The 15,010-nt window shown below is 71.8% G+C and carries 14 protein-coding genes; 5 read left to right on the forward strand and 9 right to left on the reverse strand.

Annotation, left to right across the window (positions count from 1 at the left end; all coding sequences use genetic code 11):
• Nucleotides 1–6: 6 nt before the first annotated feature.
• The 3 genes from KUM49_RS36885 to KUM49_RS36895 form a co-directional block, all read right to left on the reverse strand.
• Entirely contained in the window at nt 7–1,464 is a 1,458-nt protein-coding gene (locus KUM49_RS36885) for an ABC transporter permease (RefSeq protein ID WP_217241332.1), read from the reverse strand.
• Between the two features lie 135 nt (nt 1,465–1,599).
• Complete coding sequence (locus KUM49_RS36890) at nt 1,600–2,853, reverse strand: Ig-like domain-containing protein (RefSeq protein ID WP_217241333.1); 1,254 nt, start codon at nt 2,851–2,853, stop codon at nt 1,600–1,602.
• Between the two features lie 220 nt (nt 2,854–3,073).
• Nucleotides 3,074–3,496 (reverse strand): hypothetical protein, encoded by a 423-nt coding sequence (locus KUM49_RS36895; protein WP_217241334.1) that lies wholly within the window; start codon nt 3,494–3,496, stop codon nt 3,074–3,076.
• A 109-nt stretch (nt 3,497–3,605) separates the two neighbouring features.
• On the opposite strand from KUM49_RS36895, the gene KUM49_RS36900 reads away from it, so the two are divergent.
• Both KUM49_RS36900 and KUM49_RS36905 read left to right on the forward strand, forming a co-directional pair.
• On the forward strand, nt 3,606–3,923 hold the full coding sequence (locus KUM49_RS36900) for a hypothetical protein (RefSeq protein WP_308406928.1): 318 nt from the start codon (nt 3,606–3,608) through the stop codon (nt 3,921–3,923).
• A gap of 42 nt (nt 3,924–3,965) precedes the next feature.
• A complete protein-coding gene (locus tag KUM49_RS36905; RefSeq protein ID WP_217241335.1) occupies nt 3,966–4,742 on the forward strand; it encodes a hypothetical protein in 777 nt (258 codons plus the stop codon).
• A gap of 57 nt (nt 4,743–4,799) precedes the next feature.
• Here KUM49_RS36905 and hutH read toward each other — a convergent pair whose 3' ends face one another.
• From hutH to KUM49_RS36920, 3 genes are all read right to left on the reverse strand, one after another.
• Complete coding sequence (gene hutH / locus KUM49_RS36910; RefSeq protein ID WP_217241361.1) at nt 4,800–6,338, reverse strand: histidine ammonia-lyase; 1,539 nt, start codon at nt 6,336–6,338, stop codon at nt 4,800–4,802.
• Between the two features lie 82 nt (nt 6,339–6,420).
• Nucleotides 6,421–7,569 (reverse strand): diguanylate cyclase domain-containing protein, encoded by a 1,149-nt coding sequence (locus KUM49_RS36915; RefSeq protein ID WP_217241336.1) that lies wholly within the window; start codon nt 7,567–7,569, stop codon nt 6,421–6,423.
• 311 nt (nt 7,570–7,880) lie between these two features.
• Nucleotides 7,881–8,681 (reverse strand): enoyl-CoA hydratase/isomerase family protein, encoded by an 801-nt coding sequence (locus KUM49_RS36920; RefSeq protein ID WP_217241337.1) that lies wholly within the window; start codon nt 8,679–8,681, stop codon nt 7,881–7,883.
• A gap of 207 nt (nt 8,682–8,888) precedes the next feature.
• Between KUM49_RS36920 and KUM49_RS36925 the strand changes: the two genes are divergently transcribed.
• Nucleotides 8,889–9,560 (forward strand): hypothetical protein, encoded by a 672-nt coding sequence (locus KUM49_RS36925; protein ID WP_254402350.1) that lies wholly within the window; start codon nt 8,889–8,891, stop codon nt 9,558–9,560.
• Between the two features lie 6 nt (nt 9,561–9,566).
• On the opposite strand, the gene KUM49_RS36930 is transcribed toward KUM49_RS36925, so the two are convergent.
• Nucleotides 9,567–10,727 carry an adenylate/guanylate cyclase domain-containing protein gene (locus tag KUM49_RS36930; RefSeq protein ID WP_217241338.1) on the reverse strand — a complete coding sequence of 387 codons (1,161 nt, stop codon included), beginning with the start codon at nt 10,725–10,727 and terminating at the stop codon, nt 9,567–9,569.
• Between the two features lie 222 nt (nt 10,728–10,949).
• Nucleotides 10,950–11,810 (reverse strand): biotin--[acetyl-CoA-carboxylase] ligase, encoded by an 861-nt coding sequence (locus KUM49_RS36935; RefSeq protein ID WP_217241339.1) that lies wholly within the window; start codon nt 11,808–11,810, stop codon nt 10,950–10,952.
• Between the two features lie 110 nt (nt 11,811–11,920).
• Here KUM49_RS36935 and KUM49_RS36940 point away from each other — a divergent pair, with 110 nt between their 5' ends.
• Nucleotides 11,921–13,531 (forward strand): acyl-CoA carboxylase subunit beta, encoded by a 1,611-nt coding sequence (locus tag KUM49_RS36940; RefSeq protein WP_217241340.1) that lies wholly within the window; start codon nt 11,921–11,923, stop codon nt 13,529–13,531.
• An 8-nt stretch (nt 13,532–13,539) separates the two neighbouring features.
• Nucleotides 13,540–13,749, forward strand: a complete 210-nt coding sequence (locus tag KUM49_RS36945; RefSeq protein ID WP_217241341.1) for an acyl-CoA carboxylase epsilon subunit — start codon at nt 13,540–13,542, stop codon at nt 13,747–13,749.
• 61 nt (nt 13,750–13,810) lie between these two features.
• On the opposite strand, the gene KUM49_RS36950 is transcribed toward KUM49_RS36945, so the two are convergent.
• Complete coding sequence (locus tag KUM49_RS36950) at nt 13,811–14,935, reverse strand: SGNH/GDSL hydrolase family protein (protein ID WP_217241342.1); 1,125 nt, start codon at nt 14,933–14,935, stop codon at nt 13,811–13,813.
• Nucleotides 14,936–15,010: the final 75 nt, after the last annotated feature.

Below are 15,010 nucleotides of genomic sequence, written 5' to 3' on the forward strand. Positions count from 1 at the left end.
CGTCAGCTACTCAACGCGCCGCAGCGCATCGGCCGGCCGCAGCCGCGATGCCCGCCAGCCACCGAACGCCCCCGCGATCAGCCCACCCGCCACCGCGAGCCCCACCGCGACCCCGATGGTCGTCAGACTGACCGGCGCGGTGAGCGCGACGTCGAGGGTCCTGGCCGCGGCCTGCCGGCCACCACCGAAGCCCCCGCCACCCCTGGGCCCGCCACCCGAACCGCCGCCCAACTGCGCCTGCAGCGTGGGGCTGACGGCCGTCACGACATACGCGCCCGCCAGCCCCAGCGCGATGCCCAGCGCTCCGCCGACCAGGCCGTTGACCATCGCCTCGCCGACGACCTGCCGGGTCACCCGCCCCGACTTCCAGCCCAGGGCTTTCAGCGTGCCGAACTCACGCACCCGCCGCGAGACGGCCGAGGAGGTCAGCAGACCGGCGACCAGGAACGCGGCGGCGAGCACCGCGATCGACAGCCACTTGCCGACGCTGGTGGCGAGGGAGGAGGCCGTGGAGAGAGAGCCGGACACCGTGTCCGCGAGGTCCGCGGAGGTCGTGACCGTCGTACCCGAGACGTTCTTCTGGATGGCCGACTTGACGCTGTCGATCTTCTGGGAGTCGGTCGCCCGGACGTAGATCGTGGTGACCTTGTCCTTCGAGTCGCTGAGCGTCTGAGCCTGCGTCAGCGGGATGTAGACGTTGGCCGCCGCGTCCCCGCTGTCGGCCGTGGCGACGCCGATCACCTTGTACGCGACGCCCTTGATGGTGACGGTGCTGCCGGCCTTGAGCTTCTTCTCCTTGGCGTACGCCGAGTCGACGACGGCCACCTTGGCGTCGGTCTCCGACGATGTGAACGTACGGCCGCTGGTGATCTTCGAGGAGGTCAGCGGGCCGAGGGCCGGCTCGGTGACGTCTGTGCCGTAGACGGAGTAGCTGTTGACGTCGAAGTCGGCGCCACCGCCCTGCACTTCGCCCTGCGGCTGACCCGTGCCGCCGCCCTGGCCGCCGGGGGCGCCCTGCCGACTGCCGCCCTCGCCGTTCTGCTGGACCTGGCCGCGGGTGAACTCGCCGCTGACCTTGACGACTTGGAGGCTGAGGCCGCCCACCGCGCCGGAGACGCCGGTCTGCTCGCCGACCTTGGTGACGGTCGCGGTGGAGAGGGTCTCGAAGCCCTGCACCAGGACGCGGTCGGTGCTCTGCTCCGCGCCGGAGTCGTCGTCCTGGGCGTCGAACCGGAAGCGCGGCCGGTCGGAGGCGCTCGCCTGCGGCTGGGCCGCCTTGGTGACGGTCATGTCGGTACCGAGGCCGTAGAGGGACTGAAGGACCTTGTCCTGGGCCCTGCCCATGCCGGAGGACACGGAGGTGACCACGATGACGAGCGCGATACCCAGCGCGAGCCCGGATGCGACGACGAGGGCCGCTTTTCTGCGGCGGCGCAGCTCGCGCCTCAGGTAGGTGAAGAACATGGCCGCACGGTAGGTACGGCACGTGATGAAGGGATAAGGCACATATAAAAGGAGGATGAGAAGGCAGTGCCTGGCCCCGGAAACACCGATGCCGCCCCGGGGGGCGGCATCGGAAAGCGGTGAACTCCGGGTCGGTCAGGCCTCCGAACCGGCCTTCCAGTCGGCCCAGCTCATGTTCCAGCCGTTCAGACCGTTGTCCGGCGAGACCGTCTTGTCGCCGGTGTTCTGAACGACCACGACGTCACCGATGATCGAGTTGTTGTAGAACCACGCGCCCGGCGTGTTCGGGTCGTCGGCGCCCTTCGTGTCCGACAGGCCCACACAGCCGTGGCTGGTGTTCACACTGCCGAAGATGGACTTGGCGCCCCAGTAGTTGCCGTGCACGAAGGTGCCGGACGTGGTCAGACGCATGGCGTGCGGCACGTCCTTGATGTCGTACTCGCCCTTGCCGTCGTCGTCGGTGAAGCCGACCGTCGCGCCGTTCATCCGGGTCTCCTTGAACTTCTCGGAGATCACCATCTGGCCCTCGTACGTCTTGTTGTCGGGCGCACCGGCGGAGATCGGGATGGTCTTGACGGTCTTGCCGTCCTGCGTGATCTTCATCTGCTTGGTCTTGGCGTCGACGTACGTGACCTGGTTGCGGCCGATCTTGAAGGTGACCGTCTTCTGCTGGACGCCGTAGACACCGGAGGCACCCTCGACACCGTCGAGCGCGAGCTTCAGCGTGACAGTGGAGTTCTCCTGCCAGTAGTCGTCGGGCCGGCAGTCCATGCGGTTGGCGTTGAACCAGTGGCAGACGACTTCCTGGCCGCTGGTCGAGGAGACGGTGATGCCCTTCTGGACGGCCGCCTTGTTGGTGATCGCCTTGTCGAAGTTGATCGACACGGGCATCCCGACGCCGACGGTGGTGCCGTCGTCCGGCGTGAAGGTGCCGATGAAGCTGTTGGTCGGGGAGACCGTGGTGAACGAGGCGTTCTCGTGGGCGACGCGCCCGTCGGCGTCCTTCGCCTCCGCCGTCAGCTTGTAGGTGGTGGACCGCTCCAGCTGGACGCTGGGCTTCCAGCTGGTCTTGTCGGCGGATATCTCGCCACTGACCGCGGTGCCGTCCGCGGTCGTCATCGCCACGTCGGTGAGCGTCCCCTTGCTCACGGTGACGGCGGCGGAGTTGTTGATGGAGGCGTTGTCCGAACCGTCCTTGGGCGTGATCTTGATCTGGGCCTCGGAGGTCTTCTCGGCCGCGGCCTCGTCGACCTTGGCCTGTGAGGTGTCCTTGCCGCCGTCGCTCCCGGAGGCGTCGTCGCCTCCACCGGAACACGCCGAGAGCACCAGCACACCGCCGAGCAGTGCGGACGCGACCGTCAGGCCCCTGCGCCGCCTACTGTTGGTCATCACACGCTTCTCCATCGTTGCCGAATCCCCAAAAACCCGAGAGTCCCCGTCAAGAACCTTCAACGCTACGACCGGTTCGTCCCGTTCCACATTCTTCGAAGGTGTGGGGCACACCACGTTCCCGGAGGCGGGCGGTGCGGGGGTCGGGCCGTGCGCCCCATGAGACGACGAAACCCCGGACAGCGGTTGCCGCCCGGGGTCACGATTTTCCCAAGGAACGTCAGCCGACCCGCTCGTTCTCGTGGTCGTCGTCGACTTCGTGGTCGTCCTCGACCTCGCCGTCACCGTCGAATGCGCCGTCGTCGCCGTCGTCGTCTTCGTCGTCGTCGTCGACATCATCCTCGTCCAGGCCCCAGTCGGGCGAATCGGGATCGTGGTCGATCCGCTCGCTGGACCAGGAGGCCTGGGCGAGTTCGACCCCCGGGATCTCGCTGACCAGGTCGAACGGGTCGACGAGATACGCGAGGGCCTCCGCGGTGTCCTCCGTCACAGCGCTCTCGGCGTGTGTCCGTTCGTCGGCAGGCATGTCGGTGTCGTCCGCGATCCGCCCCAGCGCCGCCTCGGTGACCGCTCCCGCGTCGTCGACCTCGAGAATCAGATCGACGCGAAGCCGCACATAACGTGATGTCTCTGGAGTACTCATGCCCGGAGCGTAAGGCTGATCCCTCCCGTGACTTTCCTGTGACCCGCACCTTTCACTAACATCGCCCCACACGGCCAATTCGCCAGCGCCACAAGGGGATCGATATTCCGTGTCACCTGCACGACGTTCGTTGCTGACCGCCACCGCCGCGGGCACCCTTCTGGGCGCCCTGTGGTTCGTCCCCTCCGCCAACGCCACGGGGGACCAGCCGGCCAGAACGGAGCCCTCGGCGCCCCCGACGTCGCAGGTCACGACCCAGGCACGGGCCATCTCCACGGACACCGGCAGCACGACCGGTGACGCCACCCGGCTCGCCGACACCGGCAGCTTCGACACCGCGCCGTACGTCGCCGGCGGGACCCTCTGCCTGGCGCTGGGCGCCGGGTTCGTGGTCTATTCGGTCCGCCGGGAACGCCTCGGGTTTTAAACCCGCTTGACGGGTTCTTGAGGAAACCTTCATAGTCCGCTCATGAAGAGATCATCGGGCGCGCGCATAGGCGCCACGGTTGCCGTGAGCGTGCTGTCGCTCGCCCTCATCACGGGCTGCTCCGACGAAGGGTCGGACGACTCCAAGGGCTCCACGGACTCCGGTTCGTCGTCGTCCTCGTCGCCGACGACGGCCGCGAAGGCGTACAGCGCGGCGGAGCTGGAGAAGCTGCTGCTCGCGCAGGGCGAGGTCAAGGGGTACAAGGTCACCTCCGGCGACGACACGCTGCCGAAGTCCAAGAGCGTGCTGAAGAACATCGACAAGGCCGAGTGCGAGCCCGTCGCCTACGCCATGGCCGCGCTGCCGCCGGGCGACACGGACGCGAGCGCGAGCAACACCGTCACCGAGGACGCCCCGACGGACGCCGCCTCCGCGGGCGACTTCGCCGAGGCCTTCAACCTCACCGCGACCTACGTGGGCCTCTCCTCGTACGAGGGTGACGGCGCGGAGAAGGCCTTCAAGGCCGTCTCCGACGGGGTCGCGGCCTGCTCCGGCGGGTTCGGCTTCACCGCCGACGGTACGGACACGAAGATCACCAAGATCTCCTCCGAGAAGGCCTCCGGCGCCGGTGACGAGTCGGTGGCGTTCGCCGTGGACTCCGGGGCGGAGGGCGAGTCGGGCACCTTCCACACCGAGGTGGTGCGGCACGGCAGCACCATCGCCACGTTCTACTCGGTGAACTTCGCCGCGCTCACGACCGGCAAGGCGTACGACATCCCGGCCGCCGTGATCGACGCGCAGGGCGCCAAGCTCAAGTGACCGACCGGGGCCCCGTCGGTCGGCGGACCGGCGGGGCCCCGTGCTGTCCGCCGCCGCCTACCGCAGCGGCCCGGTGACCGTCTCAGCCGCCGCCACCAGGTGCCCGGCACGGACGAAGGCGTCCGCCGCGGCGAGGTCGGGCGCCAGGAAGCGGTCCGGACCCGGACCGGCGATCCCCGCGGCCCGTACGGCGTCGATGACGGCCCGGGACGCCGGCGCCGGGGTCAGCCCCTCGCGCAGCTCGACGGCGCGCGTGGCGGCGTACAGCTCGACGGCGAGGACGCGAGTGAGGCTGTCGACGGCCGTGCGCAGTTTGCGGGCGGCCGACCAGCCCATGGAGACGTGGTCCTCCTGCATCGCGGAGGACGGGATCGAGTCCGCGGACGCCGGTACGGCGAGCCGCTTCATCTCGCTGACCAGCGCGGCCTGCGTGTACTGGGCGATCATCAGCCCGGAGTCGACGCCCGGGTCGTCGGCCAGGAACGGCGGCAGCCCGTGGCTGCGGTTCTTGTCGAGCAGCCGGTCGGTGCGGCGCTCGGCGATGGAGGCGAGGTCGGCGGCGGCGATGGCCAGGAAGTCGAGGACGTAGGCGACCGGGGCGCCGTGGAAGTTGCCGTTGGACTCGACCCGTCCGTCGGGCAGGACGACGGGATTGTCGACGGCGGAGGCCAGTTCACGCTCGGCGACGAGCCGGGCGTGCGCCAGGGTGTCGCGGCCCGCTCCGGCGACCTGGGGGGCGCAGCGCACCGAGTAGGCGTCCTGGACGCGGGGCGCGTCGTCCTGGTGGTGGCCGGTGAGCTCCGAACCCTTCAGCACGGCCAGCATGTTGGCGGCGCTGGCGCCCTGCCCCGGGTGCGGGCGGATGGCGTGCAGTTCGGGGGCGAGGACCCTGTCGGTGCCGAGCAGGCCCTCGAGGGACAGGGCGGCCGTGATGTCGGCGGACTTGTAGAGGGTGTCCAGGTCGGCGAGGGCCATGATCAGCATGCCGAGCATGCCGTCGGTGCCGTTGAGGAGGGCAAGTCCCTCCTTCTCGCGCAGCTCGACGGGCGCGATGCCGTGCTCGGCGAGGAGTTCACCGGCGGGGCGTACGACGCCGTCCGGACCCTCGGCGTCGCCCTCGCCCATGAGCGTCAGGGCGCAGTGGGACAGCGGGGCCAGGTCGCCGGAGCAGCCGAGGGAGCCGTACTCGTGGACGACCGGGGTGATGCCTGCGTTCAGGACGTCGGCCATGGTCTGCGCGACCTCGGGGCGTACGCCGGTGTGTCCCGAGCAGACGGTCTTGAGCCGCAGGAACATCAGGGCCCGTACGACCTCACGCTCGACCCGCGGGCCCATGCCGGCGGCGTGCGAGCGGACGATGTTGCGCTGCAGCTGCGCCCGCAGTTCCGGGCTGATGTGCCGGGTCGCCAGGGCGCCGAAGCCGGTGCTCACGCCGTAGACGGGGTCGGGCTTGGCGGCCAGCGCGTCCACGATGCCGCGGGCGGCGGCGAGGGCCGCGACCGCCTCTGCGGAGAGCTCGACCCGGGCGCCGGCGCGCGCCACGGCGAGGACGTCGGACGCGGTGACTCGGGAAGTCCCCACCACCACAGTGTGCATATCCATATTCAGGAGCGTACGCAGTGAATTCCCGGATGTCACCAGTGGGGGCCTGGTTTGCCCCTTACCCGGGGGTCACACTTCAGCCACGCCCGCGGAAGCGGCGACGCTCGGCGGACGGCTGCTCGGCGGCGGGCTCGTCGGCCAGTCGTACGACCGGATCGTCGGGCCCCGCGCGCCCGGCGACGACCGGCCGGAGGGACCGCTCGGCCTTGGCCTGGTACTGGGCCGCGTCGGCGAGCCGGAACAGCCGGCGGGCGGAGTGCACCGGCCCGATGGGGTCCTCGGTGGACGCGACCCCACAGGCGACCCCCTCTCCCAGCTCCAGCTCGGCCGCCCGGCGGCAGAGCTCGTCGGCCGCCTTGACGACGTCGTCGGCGGCCGGTCCGACCGTGAGCAGGCAGAACTCGTCGCCGCCCAGGCGGGCGGCGAGCGCGCCGGGAAGCATGGCGCCGCACAGGGACAGGACCGAGCCGAAGCGTTCCAGGAGGCGGTCGCCGACGGCGTGCCCGCGGGTGTCGTTGACGCGCTTGAGTCCGTTGATGTCGCAGACGACGAGACTGACGACCGCCCCGTCCCTGCGGTGCCGCTCGACGGCCTCGTCCAGGCGGGAGTCCACGGCCCGACGGTTGGCCAGGCCCGTCAGCGCGTCGGTGAACGCCAGCCGCCGCACCTCCTCCAGCCGCTCGGTCTGGGCGATGCCCGCGGCGACCACGGAGGCCAGGACGGTGGCGAAATCGGCGTCCTCGCGGTCGAAGACGGGGGCGCCGACGGGCCGGGCGACATACAGCTCGCCCCAGGCCCGGCCGTGGAGCACGATCGGCGCGACCACGCAGCAGCCGCGGCCGCGGCGGCGCAGGGCGGCGACGCGCTGATGGACGTAGCCGGGGCGGCGCCCCGCGGCGGGCCCCTCCGCGGTCTCCACCCAGGCGTCGGGCTCACCGCCCCCGGCCCAGCGCTCGTGCAGGAACTCGGTGATCTCGGCGAACTGGTGCACCGGGTAGGCCTCGGCGTCCGGGAACTCCTCCTCGTCCTCGGCCCGCTCGCCCACGTTCACCAGCACCCGCAGCCGTCCGAGCTCCCGCTCCCACACGGACAGCGCGGCGAAACTGCCTCCGAGCGCCCGGTACGCCCCGCTCGCGGCAGCCCACCACACCTCCCGCGAGCTGTGCGCGGCGGCCATGCCCTGCGCCAACGCGACGACGCCCGCGAGCCGACTGTCCTCACCCATCCCACCAGGCTAGGGAGTTTTGGGGCGAACCGGGCGTTGTATGCGGCGGTGGGGTGACCGCCCCCCGGAGCTCCGCACCGGGCGAGGGCCGCTCGGCGGGGGCGGGCAGGGGGTGGGCACGGTCCGGAGGTCCAGGGGCGGGGGCCGGTCGGCGAGGCGGTTGCGCCGGCAGTGGCCGTGGGTCGAGGGAACGCCGGACTGCTTCTCGCGAGGCGCCCGTCGAGGCGCCCGTCGAGGCGCCCGCCCCGACGGACGCCGGACCGCCAGACCCCTGGCACCTCGGGCGAAGGCGCGGCGGTGCGGTGGGGCCTCTACTCCCCCGGCCAAGAAGGACGCCGCTTCTCGTTGAACGCCGCCACGCCCTCCGCCCGGTCCCCCGAGAACGCCACCGCTCGCCACGCCGCGTCCTCGACCTCCAGACCGGCCCGCAGATCCAGCCCCTGCCCGAGCCGCAACGCCTTCTTCGCCGCCCGCAGCCCCACCGGCGAGTTCCCCGCGATGCGGGTCGCCAGCGCCAACGCCTCCTCGCGGTCCTGCCCCGCCTCCACCAGCACGTCGACGAGCCCCAGGGAGGCCGCCTCCTCGGCCTCCACGCGCCGGGCCGTGAAGATCAGCTCGGCCGCGCGGGCCGCCCCCACCCGCCGCGGCAGCAGCTGCGTGCCGCCGCCTCCGGGAATCACGCCGACCGACACCTCCGGCAGCCCCACCACGGCCGTACGGTCCGCGACGATCAGGTCGCAGGAGAGCGCCAGCTCGAAGCCGCCGCCCAGGGCGAAGCCGTGCACGGCCGCGATCGTCGGCACCGGCAGTTCCAGGACGCCGGTGTACGCACCGCGCGTCGCCGGCCGCTGCCGCAACAGGTCCGCGTCGCTGAAGGAGTTCCGTTCCTTCAGGTCGGCCCCCACGCAGAAGGCACGTTCATGGGTCGAGGTCACCACGACGACCCGCACGTCACGGTCCGCGCCCAGCGCCGCACTCGCGCCGACGAGCGAGCGGGCCATCTCCGTCGAGACCGCGTTCATGACCTTGGGCCGGTCCAGGACCAGCTCCGCGACTTGCCCGTCCGCGTGCCGCCGCACCCGCACGAACTCCCCGAACCGCTCCTCGCTCATGACACCCTCCCGGTTAACGACGGTTAACGTTGCCCTGATCATCGCAGGCGAACCCCGCACAGGAAAGGCCCGGCCGGTTCCCGCATCCCCACCCGACACCCCGTTCGAGTGATATCAGGCCCGTCTCCCGCCCCACCGCGCAAAGGAGCGCATAACGTGCGTCCGCCGCAGCGCACAGGGGGCGCGGGCGCCTGGGGAGGGATCACGATGACGACGACGGACACACCGGCGAAGAGGGAGAGAGACAGCGCGGAGGGCGCGGAGGCCGTACCGCCGGAGTCGTACGGCATCGGAACCCGGCTCTGGAGTCCCCGCGGCCGGCACCGCCGCCCCCGGCCCCGCAAGGTACTGCTCGCGGCGGGCGGCCTGGCCCTGGCGGCGGGCGCGCTGAACCTCCTACGGCTGACCCCCGATGCGGGCGTCGACGGCCTCGCCACCACGGAGGCCGAGCCCCGCGTGGACCAGGAGGCCGGCGCGGACCGGGCGACCCATGCCGCCGCCACCGTCGCGGCCGTCGTCCCCGGGGCGAGCCCGTCGGCGACCACCGTGATGGGCGGTCCGAGCGCGCTGCCCACGCCGGGAGCATCCCTCGCCCCCACCACGGCCGCGGGGTCGTCCCGGCCGACGTCCACGACGACCCCGCAGGCGCCGAACCCGGCCGTCACGGCAGTACCCAGCACCGCGCCCAGGCCCTCGACGTCCGGCGGCCGGCTCCCGCAGCCCGCCCCGACACCCACGCCGAGCAGGGCCACGACTCCCCCCGCTCCGCAGCCGGAACAGCCGGAACAGCCGGGCCGGCCGGACCGCACGGACGGGCCCGGCCTGTGCGTGCCGGTCATCGCCGTGTGCGTGGACCCGCTGGCCGCCCGGCACCGCTGAGGAGGACTACGGCTGCCCGCTCCGCCGCGTCAGCAGCCACGGTTCGACCACGCCGAGTCCGCGCACGGGGCGCTGCCACATCGGCTGCAGGGCGAAGCGGTACACCGGCGGCTCCTCGCCCTCCTTCTCGGCGGCCGCCGCGGCCTCGGCCGCCTCCGCCTCGGAGGCCGGCGCGTCGCGGGTGCGGATCAGTTCCTCGGCGAAGGCGCTGTCGACGAGGACGGCGTCGCGCGGGGCTATGGACGTCAGCCGGGAGGCGAGGTTGACCGTCGTACCGAAAACATCGCCCATACGGGTGGTGACCGTGCCGAAGGCGATGCCGACGCGCAGCTCCGGCATGGTCTCGTCGTTCGCCATGGTCTCGATGAGCCGCAGGGCGATCTCGGCGGCGACGCCCGCGTCGTCCGCCGCGTACAGCACCTCGTCGCCGAGCGTCTTCACCAGCCGCCCGCCGCGCGCGGCGACCAGGTCGGCCGCGGTGGTCTCGAAGGCCTCGACGAGTTCGCCGAGCTCCTCCTCCTCCATGCGGCGGGTCAGCCGCGTGAATCCGACGAGGTCGGCGAAGCCGACGGCGAGGCGCCGGTCGACCATCTCCTCGTCGTCGGCCGTCTGGACGACCCGGCCCGCCGAGGCGGCGAGCTGGCGGCGCCAGACGTAGACGAGGAACTCCTCCAGCTCGGGCAGGAGCAGTTCGATGATCGGGTACGTCACCTCGGTACGGGTCATGCCGGGCTCGGGCGGCTCGGTCAGCCCTTCCAGGAACGAGTCCATCTGCCACTCCGCCAGCCGGGCGGTGGTCTGCCCCGTGGAGCGCGCCACCTGCACGGCCATCGCCTCGCTCAGCAGCCCCGCCTCCACCAGACCGGAGAGCCGGCGCAGCGCGAGCACGTCGGCCTCCGTGAGCGCCTTGGCCTGCCCGATGTCGGCGAAGCCCATGGCCCGCCAGAAGCGGGTGGCCAGCTCCACCGAGACGCCCGCGCTGCGGGCCGCCTGGAAGGGGGTGTAGCGCCGCTCGGCGCCCAGGATGAGCTGTTCGATGCGCAGGGCGAGCGGGTCAGCGCCGGACTCGGCGGCTTGGGGGTCCTCCTGCTCGAGCGAAGCCGGGAGTTGTGGAGGGTCCGCCCGGCCGTCCGCGTCCGCGCCGGAGCCCGTGTCGTCGACGGTCACGCCTGCTGCCTTCCGATCTGCCGCGGTCAGTTCTCGACCGGCCTTCACTTTACGGCAGGTGTGCGGTAGCTCACTCCTTCGCTCCGCCAGGTGGAGCCGGGGAGACCGGGGAGAGAGGAGGGTGGTTCGTGTCGGGGGCGGCCGCGGGCCGGGTGCGGCCGGCCTCGCCCCTGCGGCGCAGCCGCAGCTCGCCACGGCCTCGCGCCCCCGTGGGCGTACGGCTCACGCGGGTCGCAGGTGCACGATGTCGCCCGCTCCCACCGGCTCCTGTACGCCCTCTTCCGTGGCGATCACCAGGCGTCCGTCCCCGTCCACCGCCACCGCCTCGCCGACGACCGACCGATCCCCGGGCAGCTGCGCCCGCACCGTCCGCCCGAGCGTGGCGCACCCCGCCACGTACGCCTCCTGCAGCCGGCTCGTCATCGGGTCGCCTCCGGCCGCCCGCCAGCGCCCGTACCAGTCCTCCAGGGACCGCAGTACACCCCGCAGCAGCGGGTCGCGGTCCGTGCTCACGGCCCCGGCCAGCGCCAGCGACCCGGCCTGCGGCACCGGCAGCTCGTCCGCGCGGAGGGTGACGTTGATGCCGACGCCGACGACCACCCCGTCGTTCCCGGCCCGCTCGGCGAGGATGCCGCCGGCCTTGCGTTCCTCTCCCGCCACGGTCACCAAAAGGTCGTTCGGCCACTTGAGTGCCGTGTCGACGCCCGCCACCCGCGACAGGCCCGTCGCCACCGCGACGCCGGTGAGCAGCGGCAGCCAGCCCCAGCGGGCCACCGGGACCTCGGTCGGTCTCAGCAGGACGGAGAAGAAGAGGCCCGAACGGGCCGGCGCGGTCCACTGCCGGTCGAGGCGGCCCCGCCCGGCGGTCTGCTCCTCGGCGACGAGGACCGCGCCCTCGGCCGCCTTGCCGGAGTCGGCCAGCGCCACCAGGTCGTGGTTGGTGGATCCGGTGAGCTGCACGACCTCGATGCCGGACCACAGACCGCCGTCCCGCACCAGGGCCCTGCGCAACGCGGCACCGTTGAGCGGCGGGCGGTCCAGGTCGGACCAGCGGCTGTCGTCTGAGGCATCTCGCGGCGTCATGCAACCCACCCTAGGTGTGGTAAACACCGCACTGCTGATCCCTGGGCACCCCACTACTCTACGGATGAGTAACCGTCCCCCCTTTTGAGCAGGCAGGGAGCCCTATCCCGATGTCCGAGCCGGAAGAGCGTCACGAGATCCCAGGGATCGACATTCACACCACCGCGGGCAAGCTCGCGGACCTCCAGCGACGCATCGAGGAAGCGACGCACGCCGGCTCCGCACGCGCCGTCGAAAAGCAGCACGCCAAGGGCAAGTTGACCGCCCGTGAGCGGATCGGGCTCCTGCTCGACGAGGACTCCTTCGTGGAGCTCGACGAGTTCGCCCGGCACCGCTCCACCAACTTCGGCCTGGACCAGAACCGCCCCTACGGCGACGGCGTGGTCACCGGTTACGGAACGGTCGACGGCCGCCCCGTCGCCGTGTTCTCCCAGGACTTCACCGTGTTCGGCGGCGCGCTCGGCGAGGTCTACGGCCAGAAGATCGTCAAGGTGATGGACTTCGCGCTGAAGACCGGCTGCCCGGTCATCGGCATCAACGACTCCGGCGGCGCCCGCATCCAGGAAGGCGTCGCCTCCCTCGGCGCGTACGGCGAGATCTTCCGCCGCAACACCCACGCCTCGGGTGTGATCCCGCAGATCAGCCTGGTCGTCGGCCCGTGCGCGGGGGGCGCGGTCTACTCGCCGGCGATCACCGACTTCACCGTCATGGTCGACCAGACCTCGCACATGTTCATCACCGGCCCGGACGTCATCAAGACGGTCACCGGCGAGGACGTCGGCATGGAGGAGCTGGGCGGCGCCCGCACCCACAACTCCGCCTCCGGCGTGGCCCATCACATGGCCGGGGACGAGAAGGACGCCATCGAGTACGTCAAGCAGCTGCTGTCGTACCTGCCGTCGAACAACCTCAGCGAGGCCCCGGCCTTCCCTGAGGAGGCGGACCTCGCCCTCACCGACGAGGACCGCGAGCTGGACACGATCGTGCCGGACAGCGCGAACCAGCCGTACGACATGCACACGGTGATCGAACACGTCCTGGACGACGCCGAGTTCTTCGAGACGCAGCCGCTGTTCGCCCCGAACATCCTGACCGGCTTCGGGCGGGTCGAGGGCAGTCCCGTCGGCATCGTCGCCAACCAGCCGATGCAGTACGCCGGCTGCCTCGACATCAAGGCCAGCGAGAAGGCCGCCCGCTTCGTGCGGACCTGCGACGCCTTCAACGTCCCGGTGATCACCTTCGTGGACGTGCCCGGCTTCCTGCCCGGCGTCGACCAGGAGCACGACGGCATCATCCGCCGCGGCGCCAAGCTGATCTACGCGTACGCGGAGGCCACGGTCCCGCTGATCACGGTGATCACGCGCAAGGCCTTCGGCGGCGCCTACGACGTCATGGGCTCCAAGCACCTCGGGGCGGACCTCAACCTCGCCTGGCCGACCGCCCAGATCGCCGTGATGGGCGCCCAGGGCGCGGTCAACATCCTGCACCGCCGGACCATCGCCGAGGCGGAGACCGCCGGGGACCTGGAGGCCACCCGCGCCCGGCTCATCCAGGAGTACGAGGACGCCCTCCTCAACCCCTACATCGCGGCCGAGCGCGGCTACATCGACGCCGTGATCATGCCGTCCGAAACCCGCCGGCACGTCGTCCGCGGCCTGCGTCAGCTGCGTACCAAGCGGGAATCCCTGCCCCCGAAGAAGCACGGCAACATCCCCCTCTAGGAGCCGCCATGACGATCAAGGTCGTACGGGGCAACCCCACCCCCGAGGAGCTGGCCGCCGCTCTGGCGGTGGTCCGCGCCCGCGCCGCGGCGGCAGCGGAAGCCCCGCCCGGCGCACCCACCCCGCGGGACGCCTGGTCGGACCCGTCCCGCATCGCGGCACACCGGCTCCCGGAGCCGGGGCCCACGGCATGGAGCCGCACCTACTGGCCGGGCTGAGGCATACGCCCTGAGCGGCGCGGGGAACCCCGCGGCGGGCCCTTCGCCCCCGCATCCGCCGCTACAGACAGCGCGCGACGGCTTCGGCCATCACCGCGTACCCCTGGTCATCGGGGTGCAGGTGATCGCCGGAGTCGTAGGCGGGCCGCAGCCGGTCCGGATCCGCCGGATCGGCCAGGGCACGCCGCAGATCCACCACCGCGTCGTACTCCCCCGCGCACCGGATCCACTCGTCGACCTCGTGGCTCACCTTGGCCGCGTGCTCGCCCCAGTGGTCCGACCCGGCGAACGGCAGCAGGGTGCAGCCGATCACCCGAAGTCCTCGCCGCTTCGCCTGCCGTATCAGCTCCCGGTGCCCGGCGACGACGTCCTCCGCCTCCACCACCGGCGCCGGCCGGTACGTCGGCTGTTCGTCGGTCTCGCTGAACCCGATGTCGTTCAGTCCGATGAGCACGGCCAGCGTGTCCACTCCCGCGAGCTCCAGCACATCGCGCCGCAGCCGGTTGACGCCCTTCTCCCCGTACCACGCGCTGTCGTTGAGCAGCAGGTTCCCGCCGATCCCGGCGTTCAGGACCGGCCGCCCCGTACGCTCCGCCAGCGCGTTTGACCAGCGGCGGTCGGCGCCGGGGGTCGATCCGAAGCCGTCGGTGATCGAGTCGCCGAACAGGGCGATGCCGTCGGTGCGGCCGGCGTCGGTCTCGACGGCGGACAGGAAGTACCAGGACTCGGTCGTCGCGTCGAACCCGTCGCCGTCCACGTCCGTGAGCAGGTCCCCCTCGCCCCGGTAGCTGGTCGTGAAGGCCTGGGCGTGGAAGGTCGCGGGTCCGGTCGTGGTGTCGAAGTACAGGGTGACCGCCACCGTGTCCCCGGCCGCCACCGCGAGTTCGGCGGCGTCGCTGACGGCGTCCCCGCGCGCCGGAAGCGTCACGTCGTACGCCCCCTGGAACGTGAGCCGCGTCGGTGAGTCCACCGCGGCCCCGGCGACCGTACGGCCGGTCGTGGCGCCGGCCACCCGCAGTGCCGACGTGCCGTACGCGTTCGAGAGCCGGATCCGGAGCCGGCCGCCGCCCGCGGTGAGCCGGACGACCTGACGGACCGACTGGCGCCAGAAGCCCTCCCGGGACCAGTTGGGTGTGAAGCCTTCGGCGGGCAGCTGGGGTGACGCGGCCCAGGCAGCTGTGAACATGACTCGCCCTCCAAACGGGACTGAAGTTCCTTTAGATTAACGGAACAGCAGACCCTTTTGTTGCGCGGGCCGAAG

The organism is Streptomyces sp. AC555_RSS877 (assembly GCF_019049245.1).
Taxonomy (GTDB): domain Bacteria; phylum Actinomycetota; class Actinomycetes; order Streptomycetales; family Streptomycetaceae; genus Streptomyces.